The 19,706-nt window shown below is 64.0% G+C and carries 14 protein-coding genes; 8 read left to right on the forward strand and 6 right to left on the reverse strand.

Features of this window, described 5'->3' with window-relative positions:
• Positions 1-15 precede the first annotated feature (15 nt).
• Entirely contained in the window at positions 16-756 is a 741-nt protein-coding gene (locus ACODRZ_RS22970; protein ID WP_488972616.1) for a site-specific integrase family protein, read from the reverse strand.
• A gap of 148 nt (positions 757-904) precedes the next feature.
• Here ACODRZ_RS22970 and ACODRZ_RS22975 point away from each other — a divergent pair, with 148 nt between their 5' ends.
• Together ACODRZ_RS22975 and ACODRZ_RS22980 are read left to right on the forward strand one after the other, a co-directional pair.
• Positions 905-1,924 carry an outer membrane protein assembly factor BamB family protein gene (locus ACODRZ_RS22975; RefSeq protein WP_488972617.1) on the forward strand — a complete coding sequence of 340 codons (1,020 nt, stop codon included), beginning with the start codon at positions 905-907 and terminating at the stop codon, positions 1,922-1,924.
• Positions 1,925-2,413: 489 nt separating this feature from the next.
• A complete protein-coding gene (locus ACODRZ_RS22980; protein WP_488972618.1) occupies positions 2,414-3,619 on the forward strand; it encodes a hypothetical protein in 1,206 nt (401 codons plus the stop codon).
• On the opposite strand, the gene ACODRZ_RS22985 is transcribed toward ACODRZ_RS22980, so the two are convergent.
• The 5 genes from ACODRZ_RS22985 to ACODRZ_RS23005 form a co-directional block, all read right to left on the reverse strand.
• Positions 3,591-6,809, reverse strand: a complete 3,219-nt coding sequence (locus tag ACODRZ_RS22985; RefSeq protein WP_488972619.1) for an efflux RND transporter permease subunit — start codon at positions 6,807-6,809, stop codon at positions 3,591-3,593. The genes ACODRZ_RS22980 and ACODRZ_RS22985 overlap by 29 nt on opposite strands.
• A 3-nt stretch (positions 6,810-6,812) precedes the next feature.
• Positions 6,813-7,961, reverse strand: coding sequence for an efflux RND transporter periplasmic adaptor subunit (locus tag ACODRZ_RS22990; RefSeq protein ID WP_488972620.1), 1,149 nt, complete (start codon positions 7,959-7,961; stop codon positions 6,813-6,815).
• Between the two features lie 5 nt (positions 7,962-7,966).
• A complete protein-coding gene (locus ACODRZ_RS22995; RefSeq protein WP_488972621.1) occupies positions 7,967-9,256 on the reverse strand; it encodes a TolC family protein in 1,290 nt (429 codons plus the stop codon).
• A 56-nt stretch (positions 9,257-9,312) separates the two neighbouring features.
• Positions 9,313-9,642 (reverse strand): hypothetical protein, encoded by a 330-nt coding sequence (locus tag ACODRZ_RS23000; RefSeq protein ID WP_488972622.1) that lies wholly within the window; start codon positions 9,640-9,642, stop codon positions 9,313-9,315.
• Positions 9,643-9,766: 124 nt separating this feature from the next.
• Positions 9,767-10,639 (reverse strand): GGDEF domain-containing protein, encoded by an 873-nt coding sequence (locus tag ACODRZ_RS23005; protein WP_488972623.1) that lies wholly within the window; start codon positions 10,637-10,639, stop codon positions 9,767-9,769.
• 277 nt (positions 10,640-10,916) lie between these two features.
• Between ACODRZ_RS23005 and ACODRZ_RS23010 the strand changes: the two genes are divergently transcribed.
• The 6 genes from ACODRZ_RS23010 to ACODRZ_RS23035 all read left to right on the forward strand — a co-directional run bounded on the left by ACODRZ_RS23010 (position 10,917) and on the right by ACODRZ_RS23035 (position 19,651).
• Positions 10,917-11,603 (forward strand): response regulator transcription factor, encoded by a 687-nt coding sequence (locus ACODRZ_RS23010; protein WP_488972624.1) that lies wholly within the window; start codon positions 10,917-10,919, stop codon positions 11,601-11,603.
• Positions 11,584-12,927 carry a FecR family protein gene (locus ACODRZ_RS23015; protein WP_488972625.1) on the forward strand — a complete coding sequence of 448 codons (1,344 nt, stop codon included), beginning with the start codon at positions 11,584-11,586 and terminating at the stop codon, positions 12,925-12,927. The genes ACODRZ_RS23010 and ACODRZ_RS23015 overlap by 20 nt, the downstream gene beginning before the upstream one ends.
• On the forward strand, positions 12,924-15,197 hold the full coding sequence (locus tag ACODRZ_RS23020) for a CHASE2 domain-containing protein (RefSeq protein ID WP_488972626.1): 2,274 nt from the start codon (positions 12,924-12,926) through the stop codon (positions 15,195-15,197). Before ACODRZ_RS23015 ends, ACODRZ_RS23020 begins: the two co-directional genes overlap by 4 nt.
• A 261-nt stretch (positions 15,198-15,458) precedes the next feature.
• Positions 15,459-16,340: an exonuclease domain-containing protein gene (locus ACODRZ_RS23025; protein WP_488972627.1), complete on the forward strand. Its 882-nt coding sequence runs from the start codon at positions 15,459-15,461 to the stop codon at positions 16,338-16,340.
• Between the two features lie 61 nt (positions 16,341-16,401).
• Positions 16,402-16,602 carry a hypothetical protein gene (locus ACODRZ_RS23030; RefSeq protein ID WP_488972628.1) on the forward strand — a complete coding sequence of 67 codons (201 nt, stop codon included), beginning with the start codon at positions 16,402-16,404 and terminating at the stop codon, positions 16,600-16,602.
• Positions 16,603-17,266: 664 nt separating this feature from the next.
• Positions 17,267-19,651, forward strand: a complete 2,385-nt coding sequence (locus ACODRZ_RS23035; RefSeq protein WP_488972629.1) for a TonB-dependent receptor — start codon at positions 17,267-17,269, stop codon at positions 19,649-19,651.
• Positions 19,652-19,706 lie beyond the last annotated feature (55 nt).

The following is a 19,706-nucleotide window of genomic DNA, read 5'->3' on the forward strand; positions in this document are numbered from 1 at the left end:
CACGATGGCCTGGTTTTACGCCGCCCCATGGCCGACTTTTGCTCCGCCGTTGACAATACCGAGGGTATAAATCGGATGTTCCAGCCCGAGCGTGTCCGCCCGATCGAGATAGTCGAACACTTTCCTCATTTCCGCATTCGAGAGCAGTCGCGTGCGTTTGCCCGCAGGATAGCGCGGAATCATTTTACAAGGATTTGTTCCGTCAGTCCTATGGCCCCAGACCTCTGCGCATTTGAACATAAACCTTAGGATATCGAGCGCCTTGTTCGCCGAAATGGGTACACGCGCCATATCTCGGACGAGGTTGGCAATATCAACTCTGGTCACCTCATCTACTTTAATCTCGCCGATTCGAGGAATAATGTGTTTTCTGAAGAGCGCTTTATACCCATATGTAGTCAGGGGTTTATTATTAGGAATTGAGTGACGGCTAATGAATTCGTCGCAGAAATGCCGCATCGTCGGATTCTTTCTGGCATAGTCTTTGGCCTGAGATGGATCCTTTCCTGCGCGGACCCTAGCAGACCACTCCTGAGCGATTGCGCGAGCCTGTTCCACGGTCAGTGCGCCGAAAGAGCCGATAGCAGGCTTGCGACGCTGGCCTGCCAAGGTCCGATACTGCAGCATAAATATCTTGGAGCCAGCGGGAGTGACTTTGCAAAGGAAGCCCGGGACCTCTGTATCTCGAAGTTCGTAGGCTTTTGGCTGCACTTCGGCGGCATCGAGAAGTCGCTTCGTAAGCTTTTGAGTGGGCATTTGAATCTCCTCGGTGGAGAGAGCCTAGGGGCCAAATAAGAACCGCGCGGACGAAAGTCCGGGCGAGCAACGGCGTACAATGCGCTCTTTATACGCCTCCATAAGGCCAAATTTAACAAGGTCTTATCGTGTTGAGGCGTAGTTTAGCATGCTGCATCGTGAAGCTTTCCCTAGCAGGGACTATGACTTGCCCGCTCAACCGGTCATCAGCGATCTGGACATGAATGGACGCAAGGCATCGGCCCTCATCGTTCCAACCAAGCGCGGTGAGATATTCGTGCTTGATAGAGCTACCGGCAGGCCCCTCACCAAAGTGGACGAGCGCCCGGTCCCGCGAGGCAATCTGCCCGGCGAACGCTATTCGCCGACGCAGCCTTATCCCGCCGGCTTCGCGTCCTTCGCTCCGCCTGCACTCACCGAAGCGAGCATGTGGGGCGCGACCCCGATCGACCAGATGTGGTGCCGCATCCGGTTTCGTTCGCTCGATTACAAAGGTATGTTCACGCCGCCATCGGAGCGCGGCATGCTGCAGTGGCCGGGAACATTCGGCATCCTCAATTGGGGAAGTGTCAGCATCGATCCGGATCGTAAGCTGATGATCGTCAATTCCGCTGCGATCCCGCAGGAAGTGCGGCTCTTCCGCCATGGCGTGAACACGGATCGCCCCGCCATGGCAAAGGATTCGCACGCGGCTGGCTATCTGCCGCAGTATGGCACCAACTATGGCGTGAGCCTGCTGCCGATGCTGTCACCGCTGGGCATTCCATGCGAGGCTCCACCCTGGGGAAAGCTGTCGGCCGTCGACCTGTCCACCGGGAAGATCGCCTGGAGCCGTACCCTTGGGACTTCGGCGGATACTGCTCCGTTGGGCATTCCGGTTCCGGGCGCTTTCAACCTCGGCGGGTCGGCGAACACGGCCGGCGGCGTAACGTTCATCGGAGCGACACTCGACAACTACTTGCGGGCTTTCGATACGGCTACAGGGGCAGAGCTCTGGAAAGGCAGGCTGCCTGCGGGGGGGCAGGCCACGCCGATCTCGTATGTGTCCCGCAAGTCGGGCCGGCAATATGTGGTTATCGCTGCCGGTGGACATGCGTACATGCAGACGACACCGGGAGATCATGTCGTCGCTTTCGCTCTGCCGATGCAGGCTCGTCGCGAACGATAGGCTCGGGTCTGGCTCCCCGCGGTCCTGTCACGGAGCTTCCCGCTTGACAGGAATGCGCCCCCGCCATGTAGATGGCTTGGACAGAAACCGGGGGGAAACATGTCTTTGAATTGGATGGGGAAGGGCGTCATTGCGCTTTCGTTCGCGGTAGGGGCTGGGCAGGCGAGGGCGGAGGCGCCGGTCAGCATCTGGACGGGATGCGGTGAAAACAAGGTGTCCGGCCTTTCGACGTTCATGGTGGGGCCTACAGCTGCCCGGAACCAGACGCCGCTCGCCACGGCGCAGGAGGGCATAAGCCGTTGCAACGATGCCCTCGCGACGCTTGACGCATCCGCTCCCTGGCAGCGTCGCGCGGCGCTGCTGCGGTCCCGCGCCAAGCATTATGTCAGGGCGCGCGACCATGCGGCCGCACTGGCCGACCTCGATGCGATTTCGGCGATCGAACAGCCGGATCAGGCTTACGGCCGCAGCTTCGCGGTTTCGACGCATATGCTGCGTGCCGCTGCGCAAATGCAGGCGGGACGACGCGACATTGCCGCAAACGAGGCGGTGGAAGCGATGCGGCTGCGCCCGTGGAGCGAGCGGGTCGCGCAATTCGCCTTCGTCATGGTCATGATGCGCGATGACGTTCCTGCCGACGACACGCGGCGATGGGATCAACTGGTACTGCTCGACAGCGCATTCTTCGAACGGCGTGCGGCTTTGCTGGCTCGTGCCGGCGATTGGGCGGGCGCGACTGCCGACTGGCTGTCCGCTCCGGACGTGCCGGGCGCGATCGCGCAGACATACATTACCGTACCCAATGTCGTCGTTCAGGGCGCGCCCGGCATTCCTGTCAAAGGCGTGGATGTCCAGCGCACGGTCGATGCGGTGATTACCGCGGCAATGGCGGGCCGCGCCGACCTGGCTGATGGCTGGCTGGCGGATTTGCGCCGCAACATCGACGCGCCACCGCCACAGGACGGTTTGGCAAAGCGCCTTGGCGCGGGGACGGATCCTGCTGCCCAAAAGGCGGAACTGGAGAAATGGTCGGCGCTAATCCAGGTCGCCAAGGTCGCAGGCAGCGGGGACATGGCCGGGGCGACGAGCCTGCTGGCCGCCATGCATACCATCCCGATCAGCACTGTCACGACCGCCATGCTCAAGTCGATAGCCACCAGGGCACCCGCGCCGGTCCGGGGAAGGCTTGAGTCCATGGTGGCTTTGATCAGGACCAATGCGGATCGCACCCGCGATGAGCACCTCGCCCAGTTGGACCCGGATACGCTGCTCGGCGACTTGCCGGATCATGAGGAAGTCATGCTGGCCAATCCCTATCGCTCGGCCGTCAAGTTCCTTCGTGCCAACGGGGCGTCGGCCAAAGTCGACAAGGATGGAAAGGCTGCGAAAGTCTCGTTCTTCGGCAACAAGTCCCAGCCTTTCGCCATTGACGAAATGACGCTGCTGAGGGCTGCGGAACTCACGCTGGAGCAACGGCATGCGGCCTTTCGCATCGTCTCCAACGATGGCTATGTGCAAACGTCCACGATGACAATGTACGGCACCCCCGTCGGCCCGTCGACGGTGTCGGGCAACAGTGTGGTTATGTCCATCGAGTTCGTCGATCCCGCCACGAAAGGTGCGGTGAATGCAGCGGAGGTACGCTCGGCTCTTGGTCCAATATACATCAAGGAAGCGCCCGAAACGAAGGGATGAGCGGACGATCCCCGCCTTCGTTCCCGCGCTGTCCGAAACGGGCGTAGAGGGTCGGCAGGACGAACAGCGTCAGCAGGGTAGCCGAGATCAGCCCGCCGATCACGACGGTGGCCAGCGGCTTCTGCACTTCGGCGCCGGCCCCTGCGCCCAGGGCCATCGGCACGAAGCCGAGGCTGGCGACAAGCGCGGTCATGGCCACCGGGCGCAGGCGCTGCATGGCGCCGGTGCGGGCCGCCTCGGCGCGCGTCATGCCTGACCGGATCAGGTCCTGGATCGAACTGACCATCACCAGGCCGTTGAGCACGGCGATGCCGGACAGCGCGATGAAGCCGACCGCTGCCGAGATCGAGAAGTCCATGCCCCGCACGAAGAGGAGCAGGACACCGCCGACCAGCGCGAAGGGGACGCCGGTGAAGACGATCGCGGCATCGCGAACGCTTCCAAGGGCGCCGTAAAGCAGCAGCAGGATGAGCACGAAGCAGGCCGGGACGACGAGCTTCAGGCGTTCGGTGGCGGACTGCAGGTTCTCGAATTGGCCGCCCCATTCCAGATAGCTGCCGGCAGGAAGTCGAACCTGCCGCCCGATGGCGGTCTGGGCATCCGCGACTACGCTGCCGACGTCGCGACCACGCACGTTCGCCTGCACGACGACGCGGCGCTTGCCGTTCTCGCGGCTGATCTGGTTCGGGCCGTCGACGATGCGGATGTCGGCGACACTGGCGAGCGGAACGTAGGAGCCGCCGGGGACGGGCACCTGTACCTGCCGCAGCAGGTCGATGTCCGCGCGCTGGGCATCAGAGAGCCGGATCACCACCGGGAAGCGGCGGTCGCCTTCGAAGATCATGCCGGAGTTTCGGCCGCCGATCGTGGCGGTGACGGTATCCTGCACGTCCTGCGCGGTGACGCCGAGCCGTGCCATGGCATCGCGGTTCACCTTGATGTCGAGCATCGGCAGGCCGGTGGTCTGCTCCACCTTCACGTCAGTCGCCCCTTCCGTCTTGCGCAGGATGCCGGCAATCTGCTCGGCGGTGCGGTTCATGGCGTTGAAGTCATCACCGAAGACCTTCACCGCGATGTCGCCGCGAACACCGGCGATCAGCTCGTTGAAGCGCATCTGGATCGGCTGGGTGATCTCGTAGGCATTGCCGGGGAGCTTCGCCAGTTCCCCTTCGATGCGCGAGACGAGTTCGTCCTTTTCCAGCCTGGGGTTCGGCCATTCCTGGCGCGGCTTGAGGATGACGAACATGTCGGTGGCGTTGGGCGGCATCGGGTCCGATGCGAGTTCGGCCGTGCCGGTCTTGGAGAAGACGAACTTCACCTCCGGCTGCTTCGACATCATCCGCTCGATGGGCACCTGCATTGCCTGGCTCTGCTGGACCGAGGTTGCGGGGATGCGTAGCGCCTGGATCAGCATGTCGCCTTCGTCCAGCTGGGGCAGGAAGACCTGTCCCAGCGAAGCGAAGGCGGCGGCGGCAATCACGAGGCTGCCCAGAGCCGCGCCGATGGTGAAGGTGGGGCGCCTCATCGCCCGGTCGAGACCGGGTTCGTAGCGCTGCTTCAGCCAGGTGACGATCCGGCCATCCTCTTCCTCGACCCGCTTGGACAGCCAGATAGCGATCATCGCGGGAACGAAAGTGAGAGACATGACGAAAGCGAAGGCCAGCGCCATGATGACGGTGAGGGCCATCGGCACGAAGGTCTTGCCCTCGACCCCGTTGAGAGCGAGCAGCGGCACGTAGACGAGGATGATGATTGCCTGCCCGTAGACCGAGGGGCGGATCATCTCGCGCGCCGCCGAGGTGACGGTGGTGAGGCGCTCCTTCACGCTGAGCAGCCGGCCATGGCGGTGCTGGTCTTCGGCGATGCGGCGCAGGGCGTTCTCGACGATGATGACCGCGCCATCGACGATGAGGCCGAAGTCGAGAGCACCAAGGCTCATGAGGTTGGCCGAGACGCCGGCCTTGAGCATCCCGAAACCGGTGAGCATCATCGTCACCGGGATAACGAGCGCGGCGATCAGCGCGGCGCTGAAATTGCCGAGCAGCACGAACAGTACGACGATGACGAGCACCGCGCCTTCGCCGAGGTTTTTGGCCACCGTCCTGATCGTCGAGTTCACCAGCGCGGTGCGGTCTAGAACCGGCTGGACCACGACATCGGGCGGCAGGGAGGCATTGATGGATCGCAGCTTGTCGGCAACTGCGGTCGCCACCGTGCGGCTGTTCTCGCCGATCCGCATGATTGCTGTGCCGACGACGACTTCGGTTCCGTTCTCGGATGCCGAACCCATGCGGATGGCCTGTCCCGAACGGATCGAGGCGACCTGATCGAGCGTGATCGGCACGCCCTCGCGGGTGGCGACGACGGTGCGGCCCAGTTCCGAGGCATTGCGGATCAGCGCGTCGGAACGGACGGCAAGGCCCTCGCCATTGTGGTTGACGAAACCGCCGCCGACACTGGTGTTGTTGCGCTCCAGTGCGGTGCCAAGGTCGGTCAACGAGATGCCGAGCGAGGCAAGGCGCTGCACGTCGGGAACGACGAGGAACTCCCTCGCATAGCCGCCGATGGAATCGACCCCGGCCAGTCCCGGCGTGTTCTTGAGCAGCGGAGTGACGATCCAGTCCTGCGCCGTGCGCAGGTAGGTCGCCTTTTCTGCCTCCGTGGTCAGGCGCTCGCCTTCGGGGGTGATATAGCTGCCGTCGGGCTGCTGGCCGGGTTCACCGGGGCGGTGCCGGTCGTCGGCACGGTGCTGGAGCTTGACGGTCCACATGTAGACTTCGCCAAGGCCGGTGGCGATCGGCCCCATTTCGGGGTTTACGCCGTCAGGCAGGTTTTGCGCGACACCCTGCAGGTGTTCGCCGACCTGCTGGCGGGCGAAGTAGATATCGGTGGCATCCGAGAAGACCGCGGTCACCTGCGCAAATCCGTTGCGGCTGAGCGAGCGGGTGAATTCGAGCCCGGGAATGCCGGCCAGCGCCGTCTCGATCGGGAAAGAGACCTGCTTCTCCAACAGTTCTGGCGAGAGGGCAGGTGCGCGGACGTTGATCTGGACCTGGTTGTTGGTGATGTCCGGCACTGCGTCGATCGGCAGGCGGGATAGCGATGCCGCGCCGATGACGGCGGCGATGGCGGTGAGAAGCAGGACGAGCCAGCGCTTCTCGACCGCCCATGTGACTACGCGGGCGATCATGGCTCAGTCCTCCACCGCTTCGTTCTTGCCCAGCTCGGCCTTGAGCGTGAAGCTGTTGACGGTGGCAATCACTTCGGTGCCCTTGAGACCGGACCTGACGATGACCTTGTCCCTGGCGCTGTCGCCCAGCGTCACGGGAACGGCCTGGAAGCCGGTGCGGGTGCGAACGAAGATGACCGTCCTGCCTTCGTCGGTCTGTACGGCCGTGGTCGGCACCATGATGGCGCTGTTGCCTCCACTGCGGTCCGAGAGCGCGATCGATGCGGTGACGGGTTCGCCGACCCGCCACAGGCCCGCGCGGTTGTCGAGGGTGGCGATCACCGGCACGAGCCGGGTGGCGCTGTCGAGCGCGGGGGACACGAACGTCACGCGCGCAGGGGCCTCGCGGCCCGCTGCCCTGACCATGACCGCGTTGCCGGGCTGCACGCGCCCCGCATCCTGCGGTTGCAGGTTGAACGCAAGCGAGACGCGGGAGAGGTTCGCCACGCGGAACAGTTCGGCATCGGCTGCAACGGTCTGGCCCAGCACCACGCTGCGCGCGATGATCTGCCCGGAGATCGGCGAGGTGATCGCGATACGGTTCAATGCGCCGCCGCCTGCACCTGCTGCCGATACCTGCTGCTGCGCGAGGCGAAGGGCGATGCGTGCCTCGGTCGCGGCGGTACGGGCGGCGACGAGATCCTGTTCCGGTGAGACACGTTCGGCGAACAGGCGCTGCTCGCGGTCGAGGTTGGAGTTGGCCAGGGCGAGACGCGCCCGGGCCGCCTCGATCTCGGCATTGAGCGATGCGGCCTCGCGGCTCTCGATCACGGCGATGGCCTGACCCCGGCCGACCGGCTGGCCGAGGTTGCGGGTCAGCGAAACGATGCGCCCGCCGATCGCGGCCGAGACGACCTGCATGCCTTGCGGATCGCCGTCGATCGTCGCGGGAAGGTCGATCATGCCAGAGCCGCCGATCATCGGCCGTTCCAGCTGGATGCCTGCCGCGCTGATCTGCTCGGCGGTCATTGCGAGCTTGCCTTCGACCGGCCTTGCCTCCGTTGCGGCGTTGTCTTCGGGTCCCTTTGCGGCCTTGTCGCTGCCGCCGCAGGCCGAGAGGGCGAGGGCAAACGAAAGAGGCAGGACGGCGTATGGGAATGTGTTGCGCTTCATGGTGATCAGTTTCCCCCTTGAGGTGCGATGTCGAGTGCGGGGACGGGCGCGGTCAGGCGCTCCAGCTGCGCGCGGGCATTCTGATAGGATGCGAGAGCATCAATGGCCGCGATGCGCGTGTCGGCCAGCGTGCGCTCGGCATCGAGCAGGTCGAGCTGGGTGAACTTGCCCTCCCGATAACCGATGCGGGCGATGCGGGCGGCTTCCTGCGCGGCCTGCAAGGCCGGGCCGGATGCGGCGCGCGCGGTGGTTGCCGCGTTGTCGGCCTCGGCCTGCGCATTGGTGATGGCCTGCGCGATATTGAGCGCCGTCACCCGTCGTTCGGCCTCGGCCTGCGTGCGCTGCGCGCCTGCCTGGGCTAGTGCTGCACGACCGTTGTCGAAGACCTGCAGCGGGATCGACACCGTGAAGACGGCGGCGAAATCGTTCGTCGCCTCAAGGCGGCGCACTGATGGACCGACATCCATGTTCGGCCGCCGGTTCGCCCGCGCGAGGCGGACCCCCGCATCGGCAATGGCGAGATCGGCGTCGGCGGCTGCCAGCGCCAGAGTGCCTTGCACGCTGACCGGCTCCGACGGTCCGTAAGGCAGGGATGCGGCAGGAACGCGGTCGAGGAAGCCGACGTCGAGAGGGCCGTCGAAATGCTTGCCGATGCGTCGCTCCAGGTTGGTGCGGGCGGCGTGGGCGAGGCGGCCCTGACGCTCGACATTGGCCTCGGCGGTCACCCGTGCCACCTCGGCACGCTGTTGTTCGAGGGGGGAGGCACGGCCCGCCTGGACGCGGACCCGGGAGGCACCGAGCGCATCGCCGGAAATCCGTGCCTGTTCCTTCGCGTTGACCAGCCGACGTTCGGCCGACACCGCTTCCACGTAGAGCAGGGTTATCTGCAGTCGCACGTCGGCAGCGACGATTGCGGCCTGGAGTTCGGCGCGAGACAGCTCGGCATTGGCCATGGCGATGCGCGCGCTGCGCTTCCCGCCCAGCTCGAGCGTCTGCATGAACCCGAAGGTCGTCTCGCTGCTGCGCGTTCCGGAGTAGGCACCGGTGCCGAGGATGTTTTCCGTCTGCACCTGGGCGACCGGGTTGGGCCGAAGGCCGGCGACCGTGCGCGCCGCCCTGGCCGCGTCGATGCCGGCGCGGCCAGCTTCGATCGCCGGAGCGGAGCCGCCTGCAGCGATGACGGCATCTTCGAGAGTCAGGGGTAATGCGCCGGAAGGCGCGTTCGGCGATTCCTGCGCCTGCACCGGTGCGGCACAGCTCGCCGCGGCGAGAAACGCCGCGAACATTGTCTTCATGATGTGAAATTCCTGACGAGGGATCCCGGGCCGGCATCAGCCGACCTGCGGAAGCGTCAGGCGCGTGGAGGGCGCGGCGTTACGCCGTCCTTCGTTGGAGACAGCGAGGAAGCCGTGATTGATCCGAGAATTTGTGATGCCGCGCCAGTGCCGAACTGCGGCACTCCCATCGCCGGCGTACCGAGGTCGTGGCTGTGGCAGGCACTGTGATGGTGAGGAAGACTGCTATCTCCGTCACCGGGCACTTCGTCACCGTCGCCGGGAGCATGATAGGAGAAATCGTACCCTGCAGTATCGCCGCCTGTTGCCTCGCCAGCGTGCGCCATGCCGGACCAGCTGATCAGGATCAGCATCAGGCACGCAAGGAAGGGCAGCAGCTGGCGCATCGGTGACGCTCTATCGGCTGCCTGAAAATCTGGCAAGCAGGCGAATGGAACGGCCAGCAACCTCGGGAGAGGGTATTGCCGCCAACATCCCGGCCCACGGTCGTTTCGAAGCCGGCCTGGGCAATCAAAATTCGATCATCTCGCAGCGATTGCGGCCATTGCGTTTCGCACTGTACAGGGCAGCGTCGGCGTGAGCGAACAATTGTGCCGGGTCGGCCGGGACGGACCCGGCAATCGCTCCGACGATCCCGATGCTCGCGGTGATCCGTCCATGAACGCTGGCCGGATGGGCGATCGCAAGGGCTTCGATCGCTCGCTGGCAGTTGGCGGCCACCGCGGCTGCTCCACGGGCATCGGTATCGGGCAGGATGAGCACGAACTCCTCGCCTCCATAACGGCAGGCGAGATCGCTTGCCCTACGCAGGCATGTTCCAAGAGCATCGGCGACGAGCCGCAGGCATCGATCGCCTTCCTGATGGCCGAGGCCGTCGTTGTAGGCCTTGAACCAGTCGATATCCACGATGAGCAGCGAAAGCGGCGTTGCCGACCGTCTTGCCCGCCTGACTTCACGATGTAGCGCGGCATCGAAGCCGCGCCGGTTCAGCAGTCCGGTCAGGTGGTCCTGCCGCGATGCCACCAGAAGGCGACGACGCGAAGTGCGAAGCACCCGTTCGATCCGGAGGCTGCGGGTCAGGTCCATCGCGATGGTCAGTAGTGCCGTGATGCCGAGGTCGGCGTGTCGTACCGGATGGAACGTGACGGCGTAGTCGCGTCCCCCCATCATGAGCCGGTGGTCGGGAAGAGGCAGGCCAAGGTCGGCCAGTTCGAAGCATCGGCGCAGCACCGGCGCGGCGCCGGGAACGAGATCGTCGGCTTGTCGATCCAGCAGCGTGGGCAGGCCGAACATCGCCGCAGCCGCTTCGCTGGCCTTGCCGATTGCAAGATCGCGATCGAGCATGCAGGCCGCCAGCGACGTCGATCCGAACAGGTGTTCCACGATCCTCCAGAGGCGCTCGCCATGGGATTGCCGCAGCCGCCTGTGAGGCTCCCGTCAATCATTGCCTTGTTTTCTAGGAAATTTCCCTAGTCAGCTTGCCTGGCGCCATAAGCGCGGCGGTCGTGGACTGTCATGTAAAGGAGTGCAAAATCGGACCTGCCCTTGTTCGAGACACCACCTGTAAAACATTGCAAAGCCCGGCCGCGCCGCCTCGCAATCGGCATCGGCACTGCTATGGCGAAGTCTCAGCCCAGTGCAGGGGTAACAAAGGGCAGCCGTGCGGATAGCGATACTTGAGGACGATGTGGCCCTTGCAGGGCTTGTGGAGATGACGCTCACTGAGGCGGGCCATTCCTGCGAAGTGTTCGGCGACGGTCAGGTTCTCGTGCGGGCGTTGCACCGGTCGACTTACGACGTCCTCATTCTCGACTGGAACGTGCCGGGCTTGTCTGGGCTCGAAGTCATATCCTGGGTACGGGACAATCTGGAGATCGCCCCCCCGTCGCTGATGCTCACCAGCAGGTCGGCGGAGGAAGATATCGTCGCCGGGCTGACTGCAGGTGCCGATGACTACGTGATCAAGCCGGTCGCGCCGGTCGTCCTCAAGGCGAGGATCAACGCCTTGGCGCGCCGTGCCTATCCTGCGGCTCTTTCGGGTTTCGAGCACTACGGCAGCTATTGCTTTGATACGCGAGCCGAAACGGTCGAACTTTCCGGAGAGTCGATTGCGCTGACCGCAAAGGAATTCGCGCTGGCGCTGCTCCTGTTCAGGAACATGCACCGCGCCCTGGCGCGCGCCTACATTTTCGAAGCCGTATGGGGGCGCAACCCGAACCTCCCCACGAGAACCCTGGACGTGCACATCTCTAACGTCAGGACCAAGCTGCACCTTCGCCCGGACAACGGCGTCAAGCTGGTCCCGATCTACTCATATGGATATCGACTTGAAGCCCTGGCATCGTAGAATCCGCGCATCGTCGAGCGCCGCCCTCCTGCTGCTGGCTTTGGTTCCCGGCGGGATGGCCGTCGCCAGGACGGATGGCGCCGCGGTGGTGGAGCCAGCGCGCCCCGATGTGCGTTACGTGGTCCGGCCCGGAGACAACCTTTTTCGGCTGGCCGCCAACTACTTCATCCGCACGGAAGACTATCGCATCGTGCAACGGCTCAACCGGGTGGCGGATCCGTTGAGGTTGCCGGTGGGCATGGTGCTCGTCATCCCGCGCGAACTGCTGAGGCACGAGCCGGTGAGGGGAACCGTGCACAGCGTTCGCGGCGCGGTGCGGGTCGGCGGGAAGCCCGCTGCCGTGGGCATGACGGTGGGCGAGGGGATGCTCATCGAGACCGGGCAGAAGTCGTTCGTCACGCTCTCGCTGCCTGACGCGACGACCATCGCCCTGCCGTCGCAGTCGGCGGTGCGCGTGCAGCGCCTGCGCCGCCTGGTGTTCGACAGCCATGTCGAGCGCCTGTTCGGCATCGAGCGGGGCGGCGCGAGCGCCACCGTCACGCCGATGACCGACCCGCAGAGCGATTTCCGCTTCTCGACCCCCCGGGCCATTACCTCTGTGCGCGGCACCAAGTTCCGGATGGCCTATGATGCGGACGCCGGGCTGGCGACGAGCGAGGTTCTGGAAGGCAAGGTAGGCTTCGATGCCGGGGCGCACGAGACACAGACGTTGCCCGCAGGCTTCGGAACGACGAGTGAACTGTCGGAGCCGGTCGCCCTGCTGCCTGCTCCCGAACTGCTTGAGCCGGACGCGGTCCAGACCGGCGAGGGCCTGCACTTCGCCCTGAAGCCACTGCCCGGCGCCACGGCCTATCACGTGCAGATCGCCGCCGATGCCAGGTTCCTTGAGGTTCTGGACGAGGCGACCAGTCAGTCTCCCGAGGTGCGGTTTGCCTCTCTGCCCGATGGAGCCTACTTCGTGCGGGCAACGGCTATCGATCGCAACGAACTGGAGGGCGCACCCGCGACGTCCTCTTTCCAGCGGCGTCTCGAAGGGCTGCGCATGGGGATCGAGATGGGCTGGGCAGGCCCGTACCGCCAGTACCTGTTCTGGTGGAACGCGCGCGATGCATCGAATGCACGGTTCCGCTTCCAGCTTGCCAGGGCAGGCAAGGAGGCAAGACCGCTGATTGACCTGCCCGAACTTTCAAACACGTCCCAGCCGGTGATCGACCTGCCGCGCGGACGGTATCGCTGGCGCGTGCAGACCAGCCGGATCGTCGATGGCAAGGTCAGTATCCAATGGTCGGACTACGGCGAGTTGAGGGTCGAGGGGAACAGGTGAGGTTACGGCGGCATCTCAAGCTGCGTACCCAGTGGTGGCTGATTGTCATCGCCACCAGCCTGCTGGTCCTGTTCATGACGATGGACCGCACGATGGTGCGGTTCGACAACGGCATCTACGATCATCTGCTGCAACTCGTTCCGTCGCCGTCGTCCGATGCGATCCTGCTGGTGGAGATCGATGACGACAGCGTGGGCAGGATCGGCCGCTGGCCATGGAACCGCGCGACCCATGCTGCGCTCATCGACCGGCTCAATGCGGCGGGAGTTAAGGCGATCGGCTACGATGTGCTTTTCACCGAGCCTACCGATGTGGCCGACGACGATGCGCTGGCCCGTGCGATGGCCGGTGGGATGGCGGGTGGGGCTCCCGTTTTCCTGCCGACCCTGCCTGGTGCTTCATCCGAAAGCGGCGCCGCCACCATCCTTCCCATCGATGCGCTTCGTGAGGCTGCCGCCGGGATTGGCGCTGCCACCGTCGCGCCGGACCCGGACGGTGTCGTGCGCAAGGCGCCGCTTTCGGATGGAAGGTCCGACCGATCGCCGCTGCTGATGCGGGTCATGGCGCAATTCCTTGCCGAGGCTGGGCATGTCTCCTCGCAGGCCGGGCTGATACCGTTTGGCGGTGGTGACGGCCGCTGGCCCGAGGTTTCGGCCGCAGCGGTTCTGGTCGGGGAGGTGCCTGCCGAACTGCTCAAGGGCAAGATCGTGCTCGTCGGCGTGACGGCGTCCGGCCTCGGCAGTCGATACGCAACGCCCGCCGGTGGCGTGATGTCCGGGCTCGAAATCCAGGCCTATCTGCTTCACGGGCTGCGTGGCGGCACGATGATGACGCAGGCCGGGCTGTCTTCCTGCCTCATCGCGGGACTGCTGCCGCTGTGGATCCTGATGCTGGGGCTGGGGCCGTTCAGGCGGATGCCGGCGCTGGCCTGCCTGGCGCTGTGCTCGGCGCTGGTGCTGGCTCAGTCGCTTTGTGCCCTGATGCTGCTGCGTATCTGGCTGCCGCCTTCCGCAGCGCTGACCGGGCTGGCACTGGCTTATCCCGTCTGGGGCTGGAGACAGCTCGCGGCGACCGAGCGGTTCATGCGCATACAGCTCGAACGCCTGCAGGAACAGCCCATGCTCGTTCCGCAAAGGAACGTCGTTCATACCGAGAGAGGCGTCGGCTACACGATCGCACTGCTGAACGCGGCGATCACCCGCGACCGGGAGATGCGCCATTTCGTTTCCGACCGCCTCGACCAGTTGCCCGACGCGACGATCGTGGCCGATCTGAACGGCGACATCCTGCTGGCGAATGTCGCCGCGCGCACACTGTTCGGCGGCCCGGGTGGAGGACTGGCAACAGGGGCCAGCGCGGCTGTGATCCTGAGCCGTTGCCGCCTCACCGGCAGCGGCGACCCGGTTCGCTTTCCTCCGTCTGCCGAGGAACCGATCGCCTGCGAAGTCCAGTTCGATCAAGGGCGCTTCTTCCTTGTCGGGATGGCCGGACAGACTTCGGCGGAGGGCGTGCGCGTCGGCTGGGTCATCCGCTTCGTCGACATCAGCGACGCCAAGGCGGCGCAAAAGCAACGTGACGACGTGGTGCAACTGCTCACCCATGACATGCGCTCACCCCAGGCGTCCATTCTAGCCATTCTGGAAACCGCGCCTGCCGACCGCATTTCGGCCAGGGAATCCGGTGTGATCCGGCACTATGCGGAACGTACCCTGCAACTCGCGGACGGCTTCGTCCAACTGGCCCGCGCCGAGAATCTCGAGTACGCGCTGGAGGAGGTGGACCTCGGCGACATGCTGATGGACGCGATCGATGATCTCTGGCCGCAATCGAAGGCCAAATCGATCGACATCGTAACCCACGCAGACGAGCGGCTGCTGGTGACGGTGGAGCGCTCTTTGCTGACCAGGGCGCTGGTCAACGTCATCGGCAATGCCATCAAGTACAGCGCGCAAGGGACTACGATCACGTGCTCGCTGTCCTGTCAGGCGCGCAGCGATGGGGGCGACTGGGCGGTGTGCGCGGTCGAGGATCAGGGGCCGGGTATAGAACCGGCCCTGAGGCAGGCGATCTTCGAGCGCTTTCGCCGCGGACCGGCCGGCCTGGGGCCGAGGATGAATGGAGCGGGTCTCGGGCTCAGTTTCGTCCACACGGTGATTCTCCGCCATCACGGGGAAATTGAATGTGCGAGTGAACTCGGAGACGGCGCGACATTTCTGCTGAAGTTGCCTCTGCGCCGAGGCGAGCCCACGTCTAAGGATCGCGCGCAGTGACGCGCATTCCGCCGGGTTTCCACGTCATGCGAAAAAAGCGCGGCCCAGCGGCAGCTTGCGGATCGGACTGACGTGTCGTCCCGAGCAGTCGCGAGCGCATTCACACGACTGTGATCATCGTCATGCCGGCCTGCCACTGGTCCGGAAGTACGTAATCCCGGGCGCTCTCTATGGCCCGGCAGGCTTATATGACGTTGCCGAAAACCCGCCGGGGCCTGCAGGCATCTCGCGCAGAAGGCGGGCGCTTGCTAGAGAGGTGGAATGACCTTGCCGATGCCTTCGCAGCCCGCCACCTCCATCGACGCGCCGGACTTCGTCGTCATCGACGTTGAGACGGCCTGCTCGCGGGTCAGCAGCATCTGTCAGGTCGGCATCGTCGGCTTTCGCGAAGGACGCGAGGTGCTGGCTTACGAAACGCTGGTGGACCCTCGGGACGAGTTCTCCGCGTTCAATGTCGGTATCCACGGCATAACACAGAGCCATGTCGCCGGACGACCTACCTTCGGTGAAATCCATGCCGTGCTCGACACTTATCTGAGCGGTCGGATCACGGTGGCCCATTCGGCTTTCGACAAAGGGGCCTTGGCCGCAGCCTGCCGGCTGGGCGCGCATCCGCTGATCGATACCGAATGGCTGGACAGCGTCAGGGTGGCCAAGCAGGCCTGGCCGCACCTGGCAAGCCATCGGCTCAACGTGCTTGCCCGGTTTCTCGGCATCGAGCATCGGCACCACGATGCCCTGAGCGATGCGCGCGCCGCAGGGATGGTGATCGTCAAGGCCATCGAACATATCGGCATCGACCTGCAGGGCTGGATGGCCAAACCTCCGCGCGCCAAGCCCAAGCCACCGGTCCCCGCATCGGACGGGCCGCTGAGTGGCGAGCGTGTCGCGATCCTGGGCGAAGCGCTTGACGGCAAGCTCGCGACTGCCGTTGCAGCGGCGGGCGGCCGGGTCGTGCGGTCGGTGGGCATGACCACCACCCTGCTGGTGATCGCCAATGCGCAGCCCTACGGGCGATGGGTGGAAGCCAGCCCGATTCATCGCCGTGCACAGGAACTGCGCGATGCCGGTCGGCCGGTCACCATCCTGTCCGAGAACACATTGCGCGCCCGGCTTGATCCGGGGCTCGATCAGGCAACCTGAAGCGGGTATAACGCTTCCAAAGCCATGGACGCTCGCGAGCCGGGGCGATTAACGGCGGGCCATGAGTATCATCGCTACCATCATGAATTCGACCACGGGCCAGCCGATCCAGAAAATGACCTTCGAGCGTATGCCCAAGCCCTGGGTGACGCTGCATCTGGCGAACGGGGAACAGGTTACCGCCGACCGTGTCCATGTCGGCAAGCCGGCGCCGGGGAAGTTCATTGCGCCTGTCGAAGTATGGGTGACACCCAAGGCGTAATCAGATCGACGGATATCGACCTTCGCGCTGCGCCGTCGATATCCCGATGGCCTGCAGGGCAAATCCTTTGTCCTCAATCCCTCCCAATTCGCCGGACTGCGTGACTTCCGGTCAGTTACCTGGCGCGAAGCGCCCCTATCGCGCGGGGTCGGGCATCGAGACTTGTCTCTGCCCGATCCAGGTATGACGTCTTTATCCAGGTATTACAGCAGCGTCGGGCGCTGTGGGTTTCTCTCATTATCCGAACATTCGACGTGCGAGGATTTTCGCATGTGCGTCTTATCGCGCATCGAATGTTTGTCCGTGCGGCTGGTGCGGTTTGCGATTGCGTTCAAAGCCGAAAGATCGGGGCGTCTGTTCGCCAGGTAGGCAATATCAACGAGAATATAGACCGTTCTCCGGCGTCCAATCACCATCCAATACATAAACATTCAGGGTAACTGAAGGCATAGATAATTTTTTCACGATAAAAAATTTATTTATCACTGGGGATAAGCAAGGAAAGATCGGAAACTTCGCAAGGTTTTCGGTCCCTTTAGATTTCACTTTTATTTGAGATGAGGGACTTATGAAGGCTCGGGTAAACAGGACAAATCTCATTTGTGCGTGCTCGTATGCAGCACTGTTCATCGGATGTTCGGCGCCGCTTCTTCCGCAGGTCGCCATGGCGCAGGCAACGGCTGAGAGCGGCGGCCCGGGCAACGATATCGTCGTTACCGCCCGCCGCCGTGAGGAGAAGATCCTCGAGGCGCCGCTGGCGATCACGGCTATGACGAGCGAGGCGCTGGACGAACGCGGGATCAAGGGCCTTCAGGACCTGGGCAGCTTCGTGCCCGGGATGAACATCGTCGGCCAGGCTACAGGTGGCGGCGCGCGTGCTGACCGTTCGTTCGTAGGTGTCATCCTGCGCGGCATGCAGCCGTCGACTTCGGCTGCACAGACCGTATCGATGTTCATCGACGGCGTGCCTGTGACTCAGGCTACCGCGTTGCAGACGATCGCGAACCCGGCGCGGATCGAGGTAATCAAGGGGCCTCAATCGGCGACTTTCGGCCGCCAGACCTTTGCCGGCGCGATCAACATCGTCACCAAGGATCCGAGCGAAAGCCTGTCCGGCAGCCTGAGCGGCATGGCCGGCACTCGCGCCAACTATGACCTTGCGGGTGAACTGAGCGGCCCGATCTTCGGCGACGTGCTCGGTTTCCGGGCCACCGCGCGCGTCATGGGCAAGCATGGTTCCTACAAGAACGCCAGCAACCCGAGCGACACGCTGGGCGACCAGTCTTCGAAGGCTGGCACGCTGCAACTGACCTTCAAGCCGACCGACTCCCTGACGATCAAGGGCTTCGGCCTCTATTCGCAGATGAAGGACGGGCCGTCTGCCAACGGCTTCATCAGCGCCTACGCCCTGCGCGATCCCAGTGGCAACCTCGTGCGTGAGGATCAGTCGAACTGCAACGTGACCGGATCGAGTGGCATCACTACGCGCTGGTTCTGCGGCGTTGCGCCGAAGCTTTCGGCGCTTACTCCTTCGGCGAACACGGCCAACACCTCGACCGTCACCAATTTCCTCAACGACAAGAGCGGCCGTCTAGTTGATAACGACCTCAACGGATACGGCCTCGTCAACGATTACTATCACCTGCATCTCGATGTGAACTGGGACATCGGCGACAGCGGCTTCTCGGTTCGCTCGCTGACGGGCTGGAATCATGAAGCCAAGAACGAACTCGGCGACCTCGACAACTTCAATGGCGAGGGATTCAAGGGAACCGGGTCGCTCTACAAGGACGGCTATTACAACTTCATGTTCCTGATCGAAGCGCTCAGTCGCGATTTTTCGCAGGAAGTGCGGTTCAGCTACGATAATGGTGGTGCCCTGCAGGCATCGTTCGGCGGCAACTACCTGAACGCCCGCCAGCATGGCTCGAACGGCAGTCCCAACCTGATCGGCGCGCGCCGCAACGGTGCGACCGGCTCGGAAACCTACGGCATCTTCGCCAATCTCAGCTACAACTTCACGCCGGAGTTCTCGCTGGCGCTCGACGGGCGATACCAGATCGACAAGCTCTACGCCGAAGCGGGCCAGGGCGGCGTGACCTCCACCGGCGCGACGATCCCGGCCGGATTCTACGACGAAGGCACGAAGATCGCGGGCAAGAGCTACAAGAACTTCCTTCCGCGTGTCATCGCCAAGTACGACTTCGGCGACAACATGGTCTATGCGTCGTACTCAAAGGGCGTGAACCCGGGTGCGTTCAACACGCTGTTCATCACCTCGATCCCTGCCGTCGTCGCCGAGGCCGAGAAGCTGGGCTACGGCATCGAGGTCGCGCCGGAAAAGATTACCAACTACGAGATCGGCGCCAAGGGCCAGCTCTTCGGCTCCATGGTCACGTATGATGTGGCGGCGTTCTGGGCCGACTGGACCAACCAGATCCAAACGCAGTCGACGACCATCTATGCCGATCCCGACGGCGCGGGCGTTCGCCCGTTCCAGGTGAACGGTTCTACCAATACCGGCAAGGTCCGGGTGAAGGGCATCGAGGCGAACGTCTCGACCCGCCTCTCGTCGGCCGTCTCCGTGGAACTCACCGGCGCCTATATCGACAGCAAGGTACTGGTCGCCAACAACAGCGGCGTCACTGCACTGACCGGCATGACCGATTTCCGCGGCAAGCAGAGTCCCTTCACATCGAAGTGGTCCGGCACCGCGGCGTTGAACTACAATGCGCCGATTTCCGATGCGCTCGACGGGTTTGCCCGCCTCGACTTCGTCTACAAGTCCGGCACCTACAGCGATGTGTCGAACCTCGTGCGCTCGCCCGACCTGACGCAAGTGAACCTGCGCGCAGGCATCGGCAACGATACCTACCGCGTGGAAGCGTTCATCACGAACCTGTTCAACGACAAGGCCTATTACAACATCTCGAACAATACGCTGATCCAGCCGACCACGACTTCGCCCAACCCGGCGGTCTTGGCCAGCGTGGTGGCGCAGCTGCGCGAGTTGCGTACCGTCGGCATCCGCGGAACCTTCAACTTCTGACAGACCCCATGACTGCACCCGGACCGCTGCGGCTGTCCGGGTGACGTTTTCACGA

It is taken from the genome of Novosphingobium sp. FG90, assembly GCF_057808725.1.

Excerpts from the sequence above, each read along its gene's own strand:
- ACODRZ_RS23025 (WP_488972627.1), top strand. The coding sequence starts at position 15,459 with ATGACCTTGCCGATGCCTTCGCAGCCCGCCACCTCCATCGACGCGCCG.
- ACODRZ_RS22975 (WP_488972617.1), top strand. The coding sequence starts at position 905 with ATGCTGCATCGTGAAGCTTTCCCTAGCAGGGACTATGACTTGCCCGCT.
- ACODRZ_RS22985 (WP_488972619.1), bottom strand. The coding sequence starts at position 6,809 with ATGATCGCCCGCGTAGTCACATGGGCGGTCGAGAAGCGCTGGCTCGTC.
- ACODRZ_RS22970 (WP_488972616.1), bottom strand. The coding sequence starts at position 756 with ATGCCCACTCAAAAGCTTACGAAGCGACTTCTCGATGCCGCCGAAGTG.
- ACODRZ_RS22990 (WP_488972620.1), bottom strand. The coding sequence starts at position 7,961 with ATGAAGCGCAACACATTCCCATACGCCGTCCTGCCTCTTTCGTTTGCC.
- ACODRZ_RS22980 (WP_488972618.1), top strand. The coding sequence starts at position 2,414 with ATGCTGCGTGCCGCTGCGCAAATGCAGGCGGGACGACGCGACATTGCC.
- ACODRZ_RS23035 (WP_488972629.1), top strand. The coding sequence starts at position 17,267 with ATGGCGCAGGCAACGGCTGAGAGCGGCGGCCCGGGCAACGATATCGTC.
- ACODRZ_RS22995 (WP_488972621.1), bottom strand. The coding sequence starts at position 9,256 with ATGAAGACAATGTTCGCGGCGTTTCTCGCCGCGGCGAGCTGTGCCGCA.
- ACODRZ_RS23000 (WP_488972622.1), bottom strand. The coding sequence starts at position 9,642 with ATGCGCCAGCTGCTGCCCTTCCTTGCGTGCCTGATGCTGATCCTGATC.
- ACODRZ_RS23030 (WP_488972628.1), top strand. The coding sequence starts at position 16,402 with ATGAGTATCATCGCTACCATCATGAATTCGACCACGGGCCAGCCGATC.